17 protein-coding genes are annotated in these 17,796 nt (G+C 70.5%); 10 read left to right on the forward strand and 7 right to left on the reverse strand.

All coding sequences use genetic code 11. From position 1 onward, the window contains the following. Positions 1-69: 69 nt before the first annotated feature. From JYK18_RS36820 to JYK18_RS36845, 6 genes are all read right to left on the reverse strand, one after another. Entirely contained in the window at positions 70-1,257 is a 1,188-nt protein-coding gene (locus tag JYK18_RS36820; RefSeq protein WP_206808019.1) for a glycosyltransferase family 4 protein, read from the reverse strand. After that, positions 1,238-2,554 (reverse strand): nucleotide sugar dehydrogenase, encoded by a 1,317-nt coding sequence (locus JYK18_RS36825; protein ID WP_206808020.1) that lies wholly within the window; start codon positions 2,552-2,554, stop codon positions 1,238-1,240. The genes JYK18_RS36820 and JYK18_RS36825 overlap by 20 nt, the downstream gene beginning before the upstream one ends. 177 nt (positions 2,555-2,731) lie before the next feature. Continuing rightward, positions 2,732-3,790, reverse strand: coding sequence for a DegT/DnrJ/EryC1/StrS aminotransferase family protein (locus tag JYK18_RS36830; protein WP_206808021.1), 1,059 nt, complete (start codon positions 3,788-3,790; stop codon positions 2,732-2,734). Between the two features lie 7 nt (positions 3,791-3,797). Further along, positions 3,798-5,177: a glycosyltransferase gene (locus JYK18_RS36835; protein ID WP_206808022.1), complete on the reverse strand. Its 1,380-nt coding sequence runs from the start codon at positions 5,175-5,177 to the stop codon at positions 3,798-3,800. Positions 5,178-5,294: 117 nt separating this feature from the next. Next, positions 5,295-5,735: a GyrI-like domain-containing protein gene (locus JYK18_RS36840; RefSeq protein ID WP_206808023.1), complete on the reverse strand. Its 441-nt coding sequence runs from the start codon at positions 5,733-5,735 to the stop codon at positions 5,295-5,297. A gap of 38 nt (positions 5,736-5,773) precedes the next feature. Next, positions 5,774-6,769, reverse strand: a complete 996-nt coding sequence (locus JYK18_RS36845) for a LacI family DNA-binding transcriptional regulator (protein WP_206808024.1) — start codon at positions 6,767-6,769, stop codon at positions 5,774-5,776. Between the two features lie 148 nt (positions 6,770-6,917). On the opposite strand from JYK18_RS36845, the gene JYK18_RS36850 reads away from it, so the two are divergent. From JYK18_RS36850 to JYK18_RS36895, 10 genes are all read left to right on the forward strand, one after another. Continuing rightward, positions 6,918-8,042, forward strand: a complete 1,125-nt coding sequence (locus JYK18_RS36850) for a cupin domain-containing protein (RefSeq protein ID WP_206808025.1) — start codon at positions 6,918-6,920, stop codon at positions 8,040-8,042. Next, on the forward strand, positions 8,039-8,731 hold the full coding sequence (locus JYK18_RS36855; RefSeq protein WP_206808026.1) for an alpha/beta fold hydrolase: 693 nt from the start codon (positions 8,039-8,041) through the stop codon (positions 8,729-8,731). The genes JYK18_RS36850 and JYK18_RS36855 overlap by 4 nt, the downstream gene beginning before the upstream one ends. After that, a complete protein-coding gene (gene hisD / locus JYK18_RS36860) occupies positions 8,731-10,029 on the forward strand; it encodes a histidinol dehydrogenase (protein WP_206808027.1) in 1,299 nt (432 codons plus the stop codon). Before JYK18_RS36855 ends, hisD begins: the two co-directional genes overlap by 1 nt. Next, positions 10,026-10,790, forward strand: a complete 765-nt coding sequence (locus JYK18_RS36865; RefSeq protein WP_206808028.1) for an SDR family NAD(P)-dependent oxidoreductase — start codon at positions 10,026-10,028, stop codon at positions 10,788-10,790. The genes hisD and JYK18_RS36865 overlap by 4 nt, the downstream gene beginning before the upstream one ends. Beyond that, positions 10,787-11,524: an HpcH/HpaI aldolase/citrate lyase family protein gene (locus JYK18_RS36870; RefSeq protein ID WP_206808029.1), complete on the forward strand. Its 738-nt coding sequence runs from the start codon at positions 10,787-10,789 to the stop codon at positions 11,522-11,524. Before JYK18_RS36865 ends, JYK18_RS36870 begins: the two co-directional genes overlap by 4 nt. A 100-nt stretch (positions 11,525-11,624) precedes the next feature. Then, the gene (locus tag JYK18_RS47170; RefSeq protein WP_206808030.1) at positions 11,625-12,524 is read left to right on the forward strand and encodes a carbohydrate ABC transporter permease; all 900 of its coding nucleotides are present in this window, start codon (positions 11,625-11,627) and stop codon (positions 12,522-12,524) included. Next, positions 12,521-13,414, forward strand: a complete 894-nt coding sequence (locus tag JYK18_RS36880) for a carbohydrate ABC transporter permease (protein WP_206808031.1) — start codon at positions 12,521-12,523, stop codon at positions 13,412-13,414. The genes JYK18_RS47170 and JYK18_RS36880 overlap by 4 nt, the downstream gene beginning before the upstream one ends. Further along, positions 13,411-14,769 (forward strand): ABC transporter substrate-binding protein, encoded by a 1,359-nt coding sequence (locus JYK18_RS36885; RefSeq protein ID WP_206808032.1) that lies wholly within the window; start codon positions 13,411-13,413, stop codon positions 14,767-14,769. Before JYK18_RS36880 ends, JYK18_RS36885 begins: the two co-directional genes overlap by 4 nt. A gap of 14 nt (positions 14,770-14,783) precedes the next feature. Then, the gene (locus JYK18_RS36890) at positions 14,784-15,779 is read left to right on the forward strand and encodes an ester cyclase (protein ID WP_206808033.1); all 996 of its coding nucleotides are present in this window, start codon (positions 14,784-14,786) and stop codon (positions 15,777-15,779) included. 11 nt (positions 15,780-15,790) lie between these two features. Beyond that, the gene (locus JYK18_RS36895) at positions 15,791-16,849 is read left to right on the forward strand and encodes an ABC transporter ATP-binding protein (RefSeq protein WP_206808034.1); all 1,059 of its coding nucleotides are present in this window, start codon (positions 15,791-15,793) and stop codon (positions 16,847-16,849) included. On the opposite strand, the gene JYK18_RS36900 is transcribed toward JYK18_RS36895, so the two are convergent. Continuing rightward, positions 16,846-17,748: a LysR family transcriptional regulator gene (locus tag JYK18_RS36900; protein WP_206808035.1), complete on the reverse strand. Its 903-nt coding sequence runs from the start codon at positions 17,746-17,748 to the stop codon at positions 16,846-16,848. The two genes, JYK18_RS36895 and JYK18_RS36900, sit on opposite strands and share 4 nt — an antisense overlap. Positions 17,749-17,796 lie beyond the last annotated feature (48 nt).

The following is a 17,796-nucleotide window of genomic DNA, read 5'->3' on the forward strand; positions in this document are numbered from 1 at the left end:
CGTCGGACCGGGCACGGCGTTGGTTACACGATTGCCCGCGTCTTGTTCGAAACGCGACCGGAAAGCCGGTCAACGCACCGCCGCGGTGTAGGCCGCGAGCAGCGCCTTCTGGGAGTTCTCCCACGAAAGCGCGCCGGCGACCCGCGCCCGCCCCAGCTCCCCCATCTTTTCCCGCTCCTCCGGCGAGTCCAGCAGATGCGCGATCAGCTTCGCGAACTCCGCCTCGTCGTTGGCCTTGGCGTACAACGCCGCTTCCCCCGCCGAAACCCGCGCCTCCCGCAGCTCGAAGGAAACGATGGGACGGCTCATCGCCATGTACTCCATGATCTTGTTCATCGTCGAGACGTCGTTGAGCGGGTTCAGCGGATCCGGCGAAAGGCACACGTCCGCCGCGGACAGGTAGCGCAGCAGGTCCTCGTCGGGGATCCGGCCGGTGAACTCGACCTGCCCGCCCAGCCCGAGCCTGCCGGACAACGCCACCATGTCGTCGAAGGCGTCACCGGAGCCGATGAACACCGCGTGCCAGTCGGTGCGGCCGAGTTCGTCGCGCAGACGGGCCAGCGCCCGCAGCGCGTAGTCGACGCCGTCCTGGGGGCCCATCACCCCGAGGTAGGCGAGCAGGTGCGGTTTCCCGTTCTTCAGCCCGGGTTCGACCGGGACCTGGCGGAACCGCTCGACCACCGGCGCGCTGCGCACCACGAAGACCTCGTCCGGGGACTTGCCGCCGCGCGTCACCGCGACTTCCTTGTAACTCTCGTTGGTCGCGATGACCACGTCGGCCGTGCGGTAGGTCCACCGCTCCAGCGCGCGGACCGCGCGGTACAGCAGATCTTGGCCCCGGTCGAACCGCGAGAGGTACAGCTCGGGACAGAGGTCATGCTGGTCGAAGACGAACTTCGCGCCGCGGAGCTTGAGCGGGAGCGCGACCAGGAAGAGCAGGTCCGGCGGGTTGCAGGCGTGCACCACGTCGATCCGCCCGAGCTTGCGGGCGAGCCGGAAGGTGTGCCACAGCGCGGCTCCGTACTCCTGGAGGTACCCGGCCGGGCCACCGGTGGCGGCCCGCAGCGGGTACCGCAGGATGTGCACACCGTCGACGGTGACCTCCGCCTCGGTGTCCCGCTTTGTCCCTTGTGGACAGATGACGTGCACGCCCCAGCCCGCGTCGCGCAGCGTGGTGCACTCCTGCCAGACGCGGCGGTCGAACGGAACGGACAGGTTCTCGACGAGGATCAGGGCTTCACCAGGCAAGGCCGACATATCCCTCTTCAGCCCGGCGCCGGTCGGCGTCGGGGACGCGGACGAGATCGATGATCTGGTGGCCGTCGCCGGCCGGGAGCGCGGCGAGCACGTCCGGGTCGGTGCAGCCGATGAGGCAGACCTCGGCGTGGTCCAGCACCTCTTCGACGGACCCGGCCAGCAGCTGGCCCAGGTGCGGCAGCCGGGCTTCGATGTACTCGCGGTTGGCGCCCATCAGCCGGGAGAGGCTGACGTTGGCGTCGTAGATGCGGAGGTCGTACCCCTTGCCGTGGAGGCGTTCGGCGAGTTCGACCAGCGGGCTCTCGCGCAGGTCGTCGGTGCCGGGCTTGAACGACAGGCCGAACAGGCCGAGCTTGCGCTTCCCGGTGCGCACCACCAGGTCGAGCGCGCGCTGGAGGTGTTCGGTGTTCGACGGCAGCACGTGCGACAGGATGGGGATCGCCACGTCGGCGCGGCGGGCGGCGTAGACCAGGCCACGCAGGTCCTTGGGCAGGCACGAGCCGCCGAAGGCGAAGCCCGGCCGGAGGTAGGCCGCGCTGAGGTTGAGCTTGCGGTCGGTCAGGAAAACGTCGATCACCTGGTGCGAGTCGAGCCCGAGCGCGCGGCAGATGGCGCCGAGTTCGTTCGCGAAACCGATCTTGAGCCCGTGGAAGGAATTGTCGGCGTACTTGGTCATCTCGGCCACCGGGATGGCCACGCGGAATACCTCGCCTGGCAGCCCCTCGTACAGTTTCTCCACCACGTCGCCGCTGGCCGCGTCGAGTTCGCCGATGACGGTTCTCGGCGGGTCGAAGAAATCCCGGACGCTGCTGCCCTCACGCAGGAACTCGGGGTTCACCGCGACCCCGAAATCGACGCCCGCGGTGCGCCCGGACGCCTTTTCCAGGATGGGGACCAGCAGGTCGAGGCAGGTGCCGGGCAGCATCGTGCTCCGGAAGACGACGGTGTGCCGGGTGGTCCGGTCCCGCAGCGCGTCGCCGATCTGTTCGGCCACGCGTTCGAGGAAGGTGGTCGACAGGCTGCCGTTGGGCGAGGACGGGGTACCGACGCAGACCAGGGAAAGATCGCTCGCCGCGACCGCCTGCCTGGCGTCGGTCGTGGCTCTCAGCGCGCCGGCGGCGACGACCTCGGCGGTCAGCTCCCCGATGCGTTCCTCCACCACCGGCGCCCGGCCGCGGGAAATGAGCTCGATCTTCACCGGATTCACGTCGACCCCGACGACTTCGTGCCCGCGCCCGGCCAAACACGCCGCCGACACACAACCGACGTAGCCGAGCCCGAATACGCTGATCTTCATGCGAATTCCTCCAGCCGCGTTCCGCTGATCCGTTGGTCGGCGGATGGCTGGGGTTCGTTACGCGGCCCCGCATTCGGCGGAATCCGCGCGTGCAAAGGATTTAGTCCCTCGCGCGGCGGCTCCGTCAAACGCGTTAGACAGCTGTTTCCGGGGCGGGAAATCAGCGGCGGTGGCCGGTCAGTTCGCTCCGTAGAAGCGCCGGACGCGGCCGATGATGTAGTCCTGATCGCCTTCGGAGAGATCGGTGTAGGTCGGCAGGTACAGGCCCGTCGCGGCGAACCGGGCGGCGTTCAGCGAGGCCCAGCCCGGGTCGAAGTACATCGGCTGCCTGCTCATCGGGATGAAGAACGGCCGCGTGTCGATGCCCTCCCCCGCGAGGTATTCGCTCAGCCCGTCCCGGTCCTCGGCGAGCACGTCGAACATCCACAGCACGTCGCGCGGCGGCATCAGGGTCAGCCCGTCGATGCCTTCGAGGCCCGCCTGGTAGCGCTTCTCGATGGCCGCGCGCAACGCCAGTATCTCGTCCAGCCGCTCCACCTGCGCCAGCGCGACGCTCGCCTGGAGATTGGTGAACCGGAAGTTGTAGGCCACCTTGCGGTGCAGGTAGCTGTGCTCCTCGCTGGCGCCGAGCCCGCGCAGGTGCGCCATCTGGCCGGCCAGCCACGGGTCGTCGGTCAGGCAGATGCCGCCCTCCCCGGCGGTGATGATCTTGTTGGCGAACAACGAGAAGCAGGCGATGTCGCCGACCGGGCGGACGCCGTGCGCCTCGGCGGTGTCCTCGACCACCCGCAGCCCGTACTCGCGGGCCAGCCGCATGATCGTGGTCATGTCGCACTGCCTGCCGTAGACGTGCACCGGCATGATCACCTTGGTCCGCGCGGTGATCTTGGCTTCGAGCTGGGTGACGTCGATGGTCAGGTCGTCGGCGCAGTCGACGAACACCGGGGTGGCGCCGAGATAGGTGACCGACCAGGCCGAGGCCACGTAGGTGAACTCCGGCACCAGCACCTCGTCGCCGGGGCCGACGCCCAGCGCCCGCAGCGCGACCGTCAGCGCGGTGGTGCCCGAGGAGCACGAGACCCCGCGGGCCATCCCGTTGTACTCGGCGAAGGCCCGCTCGAACTTCGCCACGTTCGGGCCCTGTGAGGAGATCCAGTTCCCGGTGACGGCCTCGGTGACGTAGGCGAGCTCGTTGCCCCCGAGGCAGGGCTTGGAGATCGGGTAGGTGAACGCCATGCCGCCCTCAGTTCCGTGCCATCGCGGGAAGGCCCAGGATCAGGTCGGCCGCCTGCCGCGTGCCACCCGCCGCGGCGAACAGCTCGGCGTACTTCTGGGCGTTGACGCGGAACGAGTCGTCGGCGAGGACCCGTTCGATCTTGTCGAGCAGGTCGTCGGCATGCAGTTCCCACGGCTTGTCCAGAGTGAGGGACACGCCGAAGTCCAGGCCGCGCCGGGCCTGGTCGTAGGTGTCCACCCACATCGGCCGCAGCACCTGCGGCTTGCCGAAGTGGATGCCCTCGGAGAAGCCGTTGCCGCCCGCGTGGCCGACGAAGAGCTTCACGTTCTCGTGCGCCAGGACGTCCAATTGGGACGGTACCCAGTTCTCCACGCGCAGGTTCGCCGGGAGGTCTTCGGGTAGCCACTGCTGTTGTGACTTCGGCAGTTTCCACAGGACGTGGTGCCTGCCGTCGAGGCGCCGCACCACCTCCAGCACCGCGCCGACCTGGCCGGCGGTGAGCCGGGTGTTGGTGCCGAGTCCGATGTAGATCACCGATTCGTGCGCCGAGAGCCAGTCTTCCAGTTCGTTGCCCGGTGCCTGCGGCAGTGGCGGCAGCAGCGCCCCGACCAGCTTCACGTTCTCCGGGATGTCCAGCGGATAGTCGAGCTCCCGTACCGTGTGGACCAGCGCCAGCTCGGCCTTCTCCACCCTGGCGAACTGCCCCGCCACCTCGGGCGCGATGCCGAGTTCCTTGCGGACCTCGGCGTCTTCCAGCCACTGCTTGCGCATCTTCGACGACATGCCCATGGCGATCGTGCGGAACTGCATGAGCCGGTTCTGCAGTTTCTGCACCAGGTTCTGCTGGTACGGCAGTCCGGAATGCGGCACCGGGAAGGTGCGCGGCGCGTACGACTTGCCGAAGGGAACGTAGGAAACCAGCACGTTGCTCGGCAGGAACGGCACGTTGAGCACGAACGGGATCTTCTTCGTGATGGCGAGTTCGATGCCGTACTGGCACATGCAGTCGATCACCATCAACGCGGGCTGGATCTTCTCGACCGCCTCCTCCAGCTTGCGGTACTTCGGCACGCGCTGCCGGGGATCGATGTTCTTCTCGATGATCGCCCGGCGCGCCTTGAACCGCGAGCGCTGGGTCACCTTGCGGTAGGTCTCGTCGTCCCAGTTCTCCGAGAGCACGTCGGGGTGGTGCTCGCCGAGCGAGAAGAACTCCACCGGGGTGCCCGCGTCGATCGATTCCACATCGGACCGGCGCATCTCGTCCGTGGCGAACCACAGGTCCTCGACGCGGCGGCGGGACAACTCGCCGGCCAGCACGAGCATCGTGTTGATCAGCCCGCTGCCGACCATGCTCACGAACAGAACCGGCCGCTGACTCGAACTCATCTACGACTCCCCGGTGGACGAACTGGTGCCCGCGCAGCATGCCGCACCCCCGCCCGCCGGTGATCGATCTCAAGTCGAATCCCTAGTCGTTACGCCCGAATTATCGTGAACGAGCAATTAGTCCCCAGTGGACTGAACGTGAATCGGCAACCAGAGCTCCACCTGGTCGTAGCGCCGGTAGAATTCGACGAGCGGCCGTTCTTCGTCCACCCGGGCGGCGGCCAGCAGTTCGTCGAACCCGGGCGCGATCCGGCCGTAGAGGCCGGGCGGCTCACCGACCAATCTGCCCCGCAGGTACCAGCCGCCGGGCAGCGTGCCGACCACCAAGCCGTACCGGGCGGGCTCGTCCTCCGGCTTCACCGGGGTGCAGACGGTGTACGTGCCTTCCCGTTCGTCGGCCCGCGCGTACATCTTGCGCCCGCGCAGGCCCACCAGCCCTTCGAAGTCCGCCCAGAGCTCCTGCATCTCGGGCAGCTCGTCGCGCCCGGTGCGTTCCATCACCGGGACGTCCTCGCGCCGGATGCGGTCCGGCGTGCCGTGCAGTACCGAATCAGCCATCCCGGCAGCGAACCACGCACCACCGACAAAACCGGCCCTCAGGCGGGTTTCGCGTGCGTGCCCCGCCGCACCAGTTCCGGGGCGAAGCCCGCCTTTCTCGGCGCCAGCTCCGGGTGGTCGATGCGCTCGGCGAGCAGGCGCGCCGACGCGCGGGCCATCTCGTGCAGGTCGTGCCGCACGGTGGTCAGGTCGAACGACTCCCACCCGGCCATCGGGATGTCGTCGAAGCCGATCAGCGTCAGCTCCTCCGGGATCCGGATCCCGTGCCGCAGCGCGGCGTTGAGCGCGCCGATCGCGGTCACGTCGTTGCCGCAGAACACCGCGGTCGGCCGGGGGTCCTGCGCCCACAGCTCGGGCAGCGCCCGGTAGCCGGTCTCGAAGTCGAACGGGCCGCGCCGGATGTGCCGTTCGGTCAGCGCGATCCCGGCCTCGGCCAGGCCCAGCCGGAACCCCAGTTCGCGGTCGCGGCCGGTCGAGGTGTCCTGCGGGCCGCTGATGATCGCCACGTCGCGGTGCCCGAGCGCGGCCAGCTCCGCGGCCACCAGCCTGCCGCCCTTCTCGTTGTCCACCACGGCGCTGTCGGCGTGCGCGTTGGCCGACTCGCGGTTGAGGAACACGTAGGGCAGCCCGCGGCGGCCGAGTTCGTCGGGCAGCGCCGAGTCGAGCGTGGCCGTCGCCAGCACCACCCCGTCGATCGAGCGGTCCAGCAGGCGCTCGCTGGCGATCGCCGATTCGGACCGCTCGGTGAACAGCATCATCCGGTAGTCCAGCCGCTCCAGCTCGTCGTGCAGCGGGCCGACCAGGTGCGGGTAGAACGGATTGGTCAGGTCCGAGATGACCACCCCGACCCGGCGGCTGCTCCGCGTGGACAGGCTGCGCCCGGCCTCGCTGGGCACGTAGTTCAGCGCCTCGGCCGCGCGGCGGACCCGGTCCAGGGTCGCCGCGGTGACCCTCGGATCGCCCCGCAGCGCGCGCGACACCGTGGCCTGGCTGACCCCGGCCAGCCTGGCCACGTCGTGGCTGGTGATCGCCATCTCCGCCCCTCACCTGTGGATGCATACGCATCGTAGTGCACCCGGCGCGCCGCGGTAGCCGGTTTCGGCCGGGGAGTCAGTGAATCCGGCATTGACATCCGGCACCGCGATTGCTTCAGTACATACGTATGCACAACGGGAGGAAGACATGCGAGTGACCGAGGAGGAGTTGCGGCGGCGGACCATCCGGCGCACCGACTTCGTGTCCTGCGACCAGGCCTTCATCGACTGCCGGACCCCCGGGTCCGACCGCAAGGAGAACTACTCGATGATCGGCCCCGGCGTGACGCAGAGCGCCGGGCAGGTGGTCAACCTGCGCGAGGCCCACGGCTTCAACATCGGCGCCGCGGCGATGCCCGGCGGCATCACCAACAACCTGCACCTGCACTTCACCGCCGAGGTCTTCCTGTGCTTCCGCGGCGAGTTCCTGCTGCGCTGGGGCGCCGACGGCCGCGAGGGCGAACTGGTGCTGCGCGAGGGCGACATCGCTTCCCTGCCGACGTGGATCTTCCGCGGCTTCACCAACATCGGCCCCGACGACGGCTGGTTGTTCACCGCGCTCGGCCACGACGACACCGGCGGCATCATCTGGGGCCCCTCGGTGCTGCGCGAGGCCGAGGGCCACGGGCTGTACCTCACCGCCGACAACCAGCTGGTCGACACGGTGGCCGGGGACGAGCGCCCGCCCGAGGACCAGCTGGTCGCGCCGATGACCGACGAGCAGATCGCCGGGCTGCGCAGGTACACGCCCGAGCAGATGCGGCGGAAGGTCGCCACGCCGGCGGACCTGGTCTGGTCCAGCGAGCCGTTCCTCGACAGCAGGCTGCCCGGCGGCGGGGCCGAACTGGCGCTGGTGATCGGGTACGGGATGACCGAGGACCCCGAGCAGGAACCGCGGATCTTCAAGCCACACGGGCACAACATCGCCTGGCTGCGCGCGGAACCCGGGCAGGGCGTGCGGGCGCACCGGCACGCGCAGACCCAGGTGCTGATGGTCAAGGAAGGCGAGTGGGAGGTCACGCTCAACCTGCACGACGAGGTGTCGGTGCGGCTGGGCCCGTGGGACCTGCTGTCGGTGCCCGCCGGCGCCTGGCGTTCGCTGCGCAACGTCGGTGACGGCACCGCGAGCATGGTGGTGGTCAACGGCGGGGACGGCCGGGTCCGGCTGGAGTGGGACGACGAGGTGGTCAAGGCGGCCGCCGACGAGGGGGTCGCCATCGACCACGACGGCTACCTGGCCCCGTACGCGCTGGTCCCCCGGCCGATCGGATGACCCTGCCGACGGTGCTGGTGCCCGGCATGCTGTGCGACGCCGCGCTGTGGGACGGGGTCCGGGCAGAGCTCGGACCCACCGTCGACGTGGCGATCACCGCGGGCGACATCGGCGCGATGGCCGAGCAGGTGCTCGCCGCGGTACCGGGCCCGTTCCGGCTGGTCGGGCTCAGCCTCGGCGCCATCGTCGGGTTCGAGGTGCTGCGCCGTGCCCCCGAGCGCGTCCGCGGGCTGTGCGCCCTCTCCACCAACGCCGGTGCGCCACGACCCGAGCAGCGCGAAGCCTGGCTCGCGCTGGCCCGATCCACTGTGGACGGCCAGTTCGACGCGGTGGTGCGCGAGCGCGTCCTGCCGACCATGTTCGCCGAACCGGATTCCCCGCTGGCCGGGGCGTTCATGGCGATGGCGCACCGCGTCGGCCCGGCGGTGTTCCTCCGCCAGCTCGCCGCGCAGGCCACCCGGCGCGACCAGCACGAAGAACTGGCCCGGCACCGGATTCCCGCGCTCGTGCTCTGCGGGGACCGCGATGCCCTGTGCCCACCCGGATTCCACGAACGGCTGGCCGCCGCGTTGCCGCTGGCCGAGCTGGAGGTGCTGCCCGGTGCCGGTCACCTGCTGCCGTGGGAGACCGACCTGGGCCCGCTGCTGCGGGCGCACCTGAACCCCGATCTCGACGAGGAGACCGCGTAATGCCCGAAATCCTGAAAGCACCCGCACCGGTGGCCGGCGAGCGCGGTGACCCGGCCCAGGTGAAGACCAAGGTCACCGGCATCATCGAGGACATCCGCAAGCGCGGCGACGCGGCGGTGGCGGAGTACTCGGCGCTGTTCGACCGGTGGGAACCCGAGTCGTTCCGGCTCTCGCCCGAGGAGATCGACCGCATCATCGCCGGGGTGCCCGAGCAGGTCCTCGAGGACATCCGGTTCGTGCAGCAGCAGGTGCGCACCTTCGCCGAGCACCAGCGGGCCTCGCTCGGCGAGTTCGAGATCGAGACCCTGCCCGGTGTGCGCCTCGGCCAGAAGCAGGTGCCGATCGCCGCCGCGGGTGCCTACGTCCCCGGCGGCCGGTACCCGCTGACCGCGTCCGCGCACATGACCATCGTGACCGCGAAGGTGGCCGGGGTGGCGCGCGTGGCGGCCTGCACCCCGCCGATCCGCGGGGAGATCCCGGCGGCCACCGTGGCCGCGATGCACCTCGCCGGAGCCGACGAGATCTACCTGCTCGGCGGGGTGCAGGCGGTGACCGCGCTGGCCGTGGGCACCGAGACGATCCCGCGCGTCGACCTGCTCGCCGGACCGGGCAACGCCTACGTCGCCGAGGCGAAGCGGCAGCTCTTCGGTGAGGTGGGCATCGACCTGTTCGCCGGGCCGACCGAGGTGCTGATCGTCGCGGACGACACCGCCGACCCGTTCGTCGTCGCGGTGGACCTGCTCTCGCAGGCCGAGCACGGCCCCGACTCCCCCGCCGTGCTGATCACCACCAGCCGTGCGCTGGCCACGGCGGTGATCGAGCAGGTCGACGAGCTGCTGCCGGGCATGCCCACCCGCGACTTCGCCGAACCGGCGTGGCGCGACCACGGTGAGGTCGTCGTGGTGGACTCCGTGGACGAGGCGTACGCGCTGGCCGACACCTACGCCAGCGAGCACGTCCAGATCCTCACCGCGCAGCCGCGCCGGGCGCTGGACCGGATGACCCAGTACGGCGCGCTGTTCCTCGGCGCGGGCACCTGCGTTTCCTTCGGGGACAAGGTGATCGGCACCAACCACGTGCTGCCGACGCGGGGCGCGGCCCGCTACACCGGCGGATTGTGGGTGGGCAAGTACCTCAAGACAGTGACCTACCAGGAGATCACCGATCCGGCGTCCAGCGCGTTGCTCGGCGAGGTGTGCGGGCGCGCGGCCAGGGTGGAGCTGTTCGAGGGCCACGCCCGTTCCGGCGATGTGCGCGCGGCCGCCGGTGGACCGCGACCGGCCTGGGCGAACCGGTGAGCGCCGGCCTGGCCGGGCGGACCGCCCTGGTCACCGGCGGCGGCTCGGGGCTGGGCCGGGCGATGTGCCTGGCTCTGTCCGCCGCGGGAGCTCGGGTCATCGCCGCGGGGCGCCGCCGGGAGGCGCTGGCGGAAACCGTCGAGCTGCTGCCGGAGCCGGGACGCGCGGCTGTCGTCGACGTCGGCGATCCGGACTCCGTCGCCGCGCTGGCCGCGGAACTCGCCGAAGAGCAGGTCGGCGTGCTGGTCAACAACGCGGGCGTACCCGGTCCCGTCCGGAACCTGGTCGACGTCGAACCCGGCGAGTGGGACGAGGTGTTCGCGGTGAACGTGCGCGGCACCTACCTGATGTGCCGGGCCTTCCTGCCCGCGATGATCGCCGCCGGCCGGGGTGACGTGGTCAACGTGGCCTCGGTCAGCGGCAAGCGGCCCTTGACCGCCCGTACCCCGTACTGCGCCTCGAAGATGGCGGTGCTGGGGCTGACCACGACGCTGGCGGCCGAGGCCGGGCCGCACGGCGTCATGGTCAATTCGCTCTCCCCCGGGCCGGTGGACGGGCCGCGGATGGAGCGCAACTTCCGCCTGGAGGCCGAGCGCTCCGGCATCTCCAGCGAGCAGGCCGAGCGGGCGTTCGTCGCCCGCGCCGCGCTCGGGCGCATGGTCACCGAGACCGAGGTGGCCACCGCGCTGGTCGCGATGCTGGGCATGCCCGGCCTGTGCGCGGCCGACATCGACCTCTCGGCGGGGATGGTGGCCCGATGAACCGGCTCAAACGGACACTCGCCGCCGGCGGCAGCGCGACCGGCGTGCTGCTGCGCCTGCCCGCGGTGGGCCTGGTCGAACTCGCGGGCGTGGCGGGGCTGGACTTCGTGCTGCTCGACTGCGAACACGGGCCCGCCGACACCGAGCAGGTGCAGCACCACCTCAACGCCGCCGACGCGCACGGCCTGGCGACACTGGTGCGGGTGGGCAGCGCGGAACCCGCGCTGATCCTGCGGGCGCTCGACCTCGGTGCCCAGGGCGTGGTGGTGCCCCATGTGGACACCGCCGGGCAGGCCGCGGCCGTGGTCGCCGCGGCGCACTACCCACCGCTGGGCGAGCGCGGGTTCGCCAACTACACCCGAGCCGCCCGCTTCGGCTCCCGCGCCCCGGCCGACTACCTCGACGACGCGGCCGCCACCACCATGGTGATCCCGATGCTGGAGACGGCGGCGGCCTGCGAGAACGCGGCGGAGATCCTCGCCGTGCCCGGGGTGGACGCGGTGATGCCGGGTCCCGCCGACCTGGCCGTCTCGATGGGTGCGCTGGCCGACAAGCCGCGCGTCGACGCCGCGATCGCGGCCGCCGGTGCCGCCGCCGAACGGGCGGGCAAGCCGGTCCTGCGCATCGTCGGCGACGCCGCGGCGGCCAGGGCGACCGGCTCCCGCTTTGTCGTCTACAACCTCACCCAGGTGCTGTTGACCGCGTTCCGCGAGCTGGTCCTCACCCCTCGTTGACATACGAATACTCCCCGATCAGCTGGGGTGTTGCGGATCTCGTGAATACGCATACACTCGGCCGATCGCGGCACTGGAACCCCGCAAGAGGAGTGCACCCGTGACCACCACGAAACCTCCACCGCGCAAGCGGCACGCGGTCGCCTACCTGCACCTGGCCCCGGCCCTGATCGCCATCGTGCTCACCACGGTGTACCCGCTGGCGTCGGCGCTGATCACCAGTTTCCGGCACTGGCGGCTGAACGAGACCAGGGAGCCCGGCGAGTTCGTCGGGTTCGAGCAGTACGAGCGGGCCTTCACCGACTCGACCTTCTACAACAGCGCCTGGGTCACCCTGCAGTACACGGTGATCTCGGTGGTGCTCTCGGTCGGCATCGGCCTGCTCATCGCGCTGGTGCTCAACCGCCCCGGCCGGCTCAGCGCGCTGACCAAGGCGCTGCTGATCCTGCCGTTCGCGGTGGCGCCGGCGCTGAAGGGCTTCTCCTGGCGGTTCATGTTCAACCCCGAGTACGGCGTCTACGACCAGATGCTCGGCACCGTGCTGCCGTTCACCGACGGCGTCAACTGGCTCGGTGACCCGTTCTGGGCGCTGATGGTGCTGGCGATGACCGAGGTGTGGGGGTGGGCGCCGCTGATCGCGCTGATGCTGCTCGGCGGGCTCGGCTCGATCTCGCCGGAGGTCCGCGACGCGGCCAGGGTGGACGGGGCCACCGGCTGGCAGGAGTTCTGGCGGGTCACCTTCCCGCTGCTGCGCCCGCTGCTGCTGATCATCGTCTTCCTCAAGGCGGTGTTCTCGGTGAAGGTGTTCGACCAGGTGCTCACCACCACCGGCGGCGGGCCCGGCCGGGCCACCGAAACGCTGAACTTCTTCGCCTACGCCCAGGGCTTCACCTTCCTCGACATCGGCTACGCCTCGGCGATCTCCTGGATCATCGTGCTCGTGCTCGGGGTGCTGGCGGCGATGTACCTGATCACCATGACCCGGCAGGAGGCGAAATGACCGACCTCACCGTGCGGCCGGTGCGCCCAGCTCCCCCGGCGACAGCCGCTTCGCCCCGGACCCGGCGCGTGACGCCGTGGCAGCGGGCCGGGCGCCTCCTGCGGGTGCTGGCCACGCTGGCGATCCTGTTCTTCGTGTTGTTCCCCGTGCTGTGGCTGGGGTTGACCGCGTTCAAACCGGCGTCGGAGGTGTTCTCCACCTCGGTCGTCTTCACGCCCACAATGGACAACTTCGCCGAGATCCTCGGTGGCGCCAGCGATCTGACCGGTTCGCTGGTGAACAGCGTGCTGATCGCGGTGGCCACCACGCTGATCTCGATCCCGCTGGCCCTGCTCGCCGCCTACGCGTTCTCCCGGTTCCGGTTCCCCGGCCACCGGGCGATGCTGCTGGCGATCGTGGCCACCCAGTTCATCCCCGGGGTGGCGATCGCGCTGCCGTTCCTGACCCTGTTCCGCGCACTCGGGCTGATCGACACGCACCTGTCGCTGATCGTGGTCAACCTGTCCCTGGTGGTCCCCTACATCACCTGGCTGCTCAAGGGTTTCGTGGACGGGCTGCCGATCGAGATCGAGGAGGCCGCCCGGCTCGACGGCTGCGGGCAGGTGAAGATGCTGTGGCGGGTGATCACCCCGCTGGCCGCGCCCGGCATCTTCGTCAGCGTGGTGTTCTCGTTCCTGTTGTCCTGGAACGAGTTCCTCTTCCCGACCTTCCTGTCGCGGACCGAGGCGAGCACGCTGCCGGTGGCGCTGATGACGTTGGTCCAGCCCGAGGGCGTGGCGTGGGGGCCGATGGCCGCGGCCGGCCTGCTGGTGATGGTGCCGATGCTGGCGCTGTCGTTGCTGGTGCGCAAGCACTTCGCGCAGGGCATGACGATGGGAGCGGTGAAATGAGGCGGATCCGCACACTGGGCGTGCTCGCGGTGACCGCCCTGCTGGCGCTGAGCGGCTGCGCCGGGACCCCGGCGAGCGTGGACCTGGTGTCGCAGCTGCGCGAGGGCCAGGCCGACGAACTCGGCCTGCTCACCGGCAAGCCCTACGACAGCACGCGCATCCGGCTGCTCAGCTGCTGCAAGACGGCCGCGCAGTTCAGCGCGCTGCAGAAGCGCACGGCGGGGTTCACCGCGCGCACCGGGATCGAGGTCGAGTGGGCCAACATCCCGTACGAGTCCTACCTGCAGAAGATCGTCGCGGAGAGCGCGGTCGGCGGCGGGACCTACGACCTGATCGTCTGGCCGGACGCCTACGGGGCCTCGGCCAAGGTCGGGCTCCAGCCGCTGGACGACGCGCTGGCCCGGGCCGGCCGGTCGATCGCCGACTTCCCGCCGCCGTTCCAGCAGGCGGCCCGCGCGGGGGACGCGGACACCGTGTACGGCATCCCGTTCCGCGGCTTCTCCTACAACTACTTCTACCGCAAGAGCGACTACACCAAGCTCGGCCTGACCCCGGCGACCACCTGGGCCGAACTGGACCAGCGGCTCGACGCGCTCAAGCAGGGCCAGGAACGCAACCCGCTGGCCGGGCAGTACGGCCGCAACGGCGGGCAGAACCTCTACACCTGGCTGTCCATGCTGTGGAGCAACGGCGCCGACGTGTTCGACGCCAACGGGGAACCGGCGTTCGACACCCCGGCCGGCATCGAGGCCACCGAGCAGTACATGTCCGTGCTGCGCCGCGGGTTCAGCCCGCCGGAGTCGACCAACTGGTCCGAAACGGACTCCACCCAGTCCTTCGAGCAGGGCGCCAGTTCCTCGGTGTTCACCTGGGCCTGGCAGATGGACGACTTCAGCGATCCGGAGAAGGTCAAGCCGGAGGTCGCCCAGGACGTCGGCGTGGCCCCGATCCCGGGCTGGCCGGGCAAGACCACCGTGTCCTACGGGTTCACCTGGCTGATGGGCGTGCTCAACACCTCGGAGAACCAGGGCGCGGCGTGGGAGTACCTGAAGTGGGTGACGCACCCGGAGACCGAACGGGACATCGCGCTGGACAAGTCGGATCCGGCCACCGCCAACAGCATCGTGGTGCACACCGCGAACATGCTCGATCCCGAGGTGAACGCGGCGAACTTCGGCCTGCCCCGGCTGCAGGAGTCGTCGCTGCGCACGGCCAGGACCGTGCCGATGACCATCGACTGGCCGCAGGTCCAGGACGCGCTGGAGGTGGCCGTCAACGAGATGGCGCACGGCGCGCCGGTCCCGGACCGGCTCAAGGCCCTGTCCGGCGAAGTCCGCGACCTCGTCAAGCGCTGAGGAGAGACCAGCAAGTGGAACTGGAGAAAGCCGCCTACGCCCCCTACGCCGGGCCGGAGGAGTTCATCACCGAGTGGACCGACCGGATCTGGGTCCAGCGGGGCATCGGGCTGATCAGGGAGAACTACGCGGCCGACGCGGTGGTGCACGGCGCCTACGGCACCGGCCGCGGGGCCGAGCAGGTGGTGCGCTCGACGCTGATGAAGATCAACGCCTTCCCCGACCGGGTCGGGCAGGCCGCCGACGTGGTCTGGGAGGCACGTGGTTCCGACGCGTTCCTCAGCTCGCACCTGGTGCTCAGCGCCGGGCGGCACACCGGGCCGGCCGCCTTCGCCGCGCCGACCTTCCGCGAGTTCAACTCCTACACCATCGCCACCTGCCTGTACCGGCGCGGCGTGATGGAGCACGAATGGGTGGTGCGGGACGAAGGCGCGGTCATCCAGCAGCTGGGTCTCGATCCCGAGGAGGTCGCGCGGCGGGTGGCGTTCGGTGGCTGGGACGACGAGGCGTTCAAGCCGTTGTCGCGGCACGTGCTCGACGCCGGGGACACCGGGCCGCGGCCGGACCTGCACCGCGGGGAGTGCGAGCAGGTGCTGGAGCTGGTCGAGCAGGTGTGGAACCAGCGGATGCTGCACCAGGTCGAGCGGTACGTCGCGCGTGACGTCACCTCGTACCTGCCGCGGCACCGCTCGTTCGTGCGGCCCGACGGTTACCAGCGCGGCCTGCTCGAACTGCTGGCGCCGATGCCGGACGCGCGGTTCGAGGTCCGCGAGGTGATCGCGCACGCCGACCCCGCGCGCGGTGGCCTGCGCGTGGCGCTGGTGTGGTGGCTGCGCGGAACCTATTGCGGCACACCGGTCCACGGCCCGCTGACCGGTTCGCCGGTCACCGTGCTCGGTTCGTCCCAGTTCCACTTCCGCGACGGGCGCGTCGTCGCCGAACGACGGGTCTACGACGAAATCGCCGTCCTCGCCCAGATCGCCCGAGCCCGCGGCGACGAACCGTCCTGATTGGAGTACCGATGGCACCGGTCACCTACCACCACGTCACCCGGCGTTACCCGGGCAGCGACCAGGCCGCGGTCGACCGCCTCGACCTCGACATCGCCGACGGCGAGTTCCTGGTGCTGGTCGGCCCGTCCGGTTCGGGCAAGACCACCGCGCTGCGCATGCTGGCCGGGCTGGAGGACGTCGACGAGGGCGAGGTCAACATCGGCGGCCGGGCGGTGACGCACCTGCCGCCGAAGGACCGCGACATCGCCATGGTGTTCCAGTCCTACGCGCTCTACCCGCACATGACGGTGCGGCAGAACATGGCGTTCGGCCTGCAGATGCGGCGCACCGGTTCGACCGAGATCGACCACCGGGTCACCGAGGCGGCGCGGCTGCTCGACCTGACCCCGTACCTGGACCGCAAGCCGAAGCAGCTGTCCGGCGGGCAGCGCCAGCGCGTGGCCATGGGCCGGGCCATCGTGCGCGAGCCCGCGGTGTTCCTGATGGACGAGCCACTGTCCAATCTGGACGCCAAGCTCCGGGTGGAGACCAGGGCGAACATCGCCGCGCTGCAGCAGCGGCTGGCCACCACCACGGTCTACGTCACGCACGACCAGGTCGAGGCGATGACCATGGGCCACCGGGTGGCCGTGCTCAAGGACGGTGCGCTGCAACAGGTCGACACCCCGGCGCGGCTCTACGCCCGCCCGGCGAACGCCTTCGTCGCCGGCTTCATCGGCTCACCCCCGATGAACCTGCACACGACGGCCGTCGAGGGTGGCCACGCGCGCCTGGGCGAGCTGAGCGTGGCCCTCCCCCATTCCCACGCGGGCAAGGAGGTCACCCTGGGCATCCGCCCGGAGTCCCTGCGGTTGACCGGTGCGGACGAACCCGGGTTCAAGGCCACCGTGGAACTGGTGGAGGAACTCGGCGCCGACGCCTTCGTGCACGCCCGCGCGGAGGACGCGCGCGTGGTCGTCCGGGTCGACGGGCGGAACACCCCGGCCATGGGCCAGGTCGTCCGCATCGGCCTGCGCGACGTCGGCGAAGTGCACCTGTTCCACCCGGAAACTGGAGAACGTATCTAGCGGCGGCGCTGGTCCAGCAGCATCTGCTGGGCCAGCCTCGCCAGTTCCTGGCTCGCCGGGGACAGCACCTCGGCCCGCCGTCGCACCAGGGCGATGGTGTCGAACAGCGGTTCCGCGAACGGCACCGTGTGCACGCCGTCCGGCCGGCTCGAACTCGTCGCCACCGCGCGCGAGACGATGGTGTCCCCGATGCCGCGCGCGGTCAGCGCGAGCGCGGACTCCACGTGCTCGACCTCGATCCACGGCGCCAGCCGCACCCCGGCCAGCTGGGCGCGTTCGGCCAGCTGCCGCCGCGTCGGGTCCTTCCAGCCGTAGTGCGCGTCGTACAGGATCAGGCGTGCCTCGGCCAGCTGCCGGATGGTGATCGGCTCCGTCACGCGCGCCGGGTCCGCGCTGACGTAGACCACCTCGTCGCGCAGCAGCGGCGTGACCACCAGGTCGTCCTGCTCGATCGGCAGCACCACCAGCCCGGCCTCCACCGTGCCCGCCGCGACCGCGGCCGCCACCTCCACCGAGTTCAGCCCGATCAGCCGGATCCGCACGTCCGGGTACCGCTCGTGGAACTGTTGCGCCAGGTCCGAGAGCAGGTAGTACGCCGCGTTGCGCAGCAGGCCGAAGGTGGCCACCCCGCCCTGCAGCGACCGCACCGAGCGCAACGCCTGCTCGCCCGCGTCGGCCGCGGCCACCGCCTGCTCGGCGAAGGGCAGCAGCGCCGTGCCCGCCGCGGTCAGCACCAGCCGCCGCGGGCCCCGGCTGAACACCGGCGCGCCGTGCTCGTCCTCCAGTTTCCGGATCAGTTCCGACACCGACGCCTGTGCCACGCCCAGCGCGCGGGCCGCCGCGCTGAACGAGCCCAGCCTGGCCGCGGCCAGGAAGGCCCGCAGCTGCCGCAGAGTCATAGGGCAACCCTATAGCAAGCACTGGATCCATCCGCCTTGTCCTGTGCT

Origin of the sequence: Amycolatopsis sp. 195334CR (genome assembly GCF_017309385.1) — a bacterium.
GTDB lineage: Bacteria > Actinomycetota > Actinomycetes > Mycobacteriales > Pseudonocardiaceae > Amycolatopsis.

Coding starts and splice junctions, on each gene's coding strand:
- JYK18_RS36820 (WP_206808019.1), bottom strand. CDS start 1,257: ATGTCGGCCTTGCCTGGTGAAGCCCTGATCCTCGTCGAGAACCTGTCC.
- JYK18_RS36825 (WP_206808020.1), bottom strand. CDS start 2,554: ATGAAGATCAGCGTATTCGGGCTCGGCTACGTCGGTTGTGTGTCGGCG.
- JYK18_RS36830 (WP_206808021.1), bottom strand. CDS start 3,790: ATGGCGTTCACCTACCCGATCTCCAAGCCCTGCCTCGGGGGCAACGAG.
- JYK18_RS36835 (WP_206808022.1), bottom strand. CDS start 5,177: ATGAGTTCGAGTCAGCGGCCGGTTCTGTTCGTGAGCATGGTCGGCAGC.
- JYK18_RS36840 (WP_206808023.1), bottom strand. CDS start 5,735: ATGGCTGATTCGGTACTGCACGGCACGCCGGACCGCATCCGGCGCGAG.
- JYK18_RS36845 (WP_206808024.1), bottom strand. CDS start 6,769: ATGGCGATCACCAGCCACGACGTGGCCAGGCTGGCCGGGGTCAGCCAG.
- JYK18_RS36850 (WP_206808025.1), top strand. CDS start 6,918: ATGCGAGTGACCGAGGAGGAGTTGCGGCGGCGGACCATCCGGCGCACC.
- JYK18_RS36855 (WP_206808026.1), top strand. CDS start 8,039: ATGACCCTGCCGACGGTGCTGGTGCCCGGCATGCTGTGCGACGCCGCG.
- hisD (WP_206808027.1), top strand. CDS start 8,731: ATGCCCGAAATCCTGAAAGCACCCGCACCGGTGGCCGGCGAGCGCGGT.
- JYK18_RS36870 (WP_206808029.1), top strand. CDS start 10,787: ATGAACCGGCTCAAACGGACACTCGCCGCCGGCGGCAGCGCGACCGGC.
- JYK18_RS36880 (WP_206808031.1), top strand. CDS start 12,521: ATGACCGACCTCACCGTGCGGCCGGTGCGCCCAGCTCCCCCGGCGACA.
- JYK18_RS36885 (WP_206808032.1), top strand. CDS start 13,411: ATGAGGCGGATCCGCACACTGGGCGTGCTCGCGGTGACCGCCCTGCTG.
- JYK18_RS36895 (WP_206808034.1), top strand. CDS start 15,791: ATGGCACCGGTCACCTACCACCACGTCACCCGGCGTTACCCGGGCAGC.
- JYK18_RS36900 (WP_206808035.1), bottom strand. CDS start 17,748: ATGACTCTGCGGCAGCTGCGGGCCTTCCTGGCCGCGGCCAGGCTGGGC.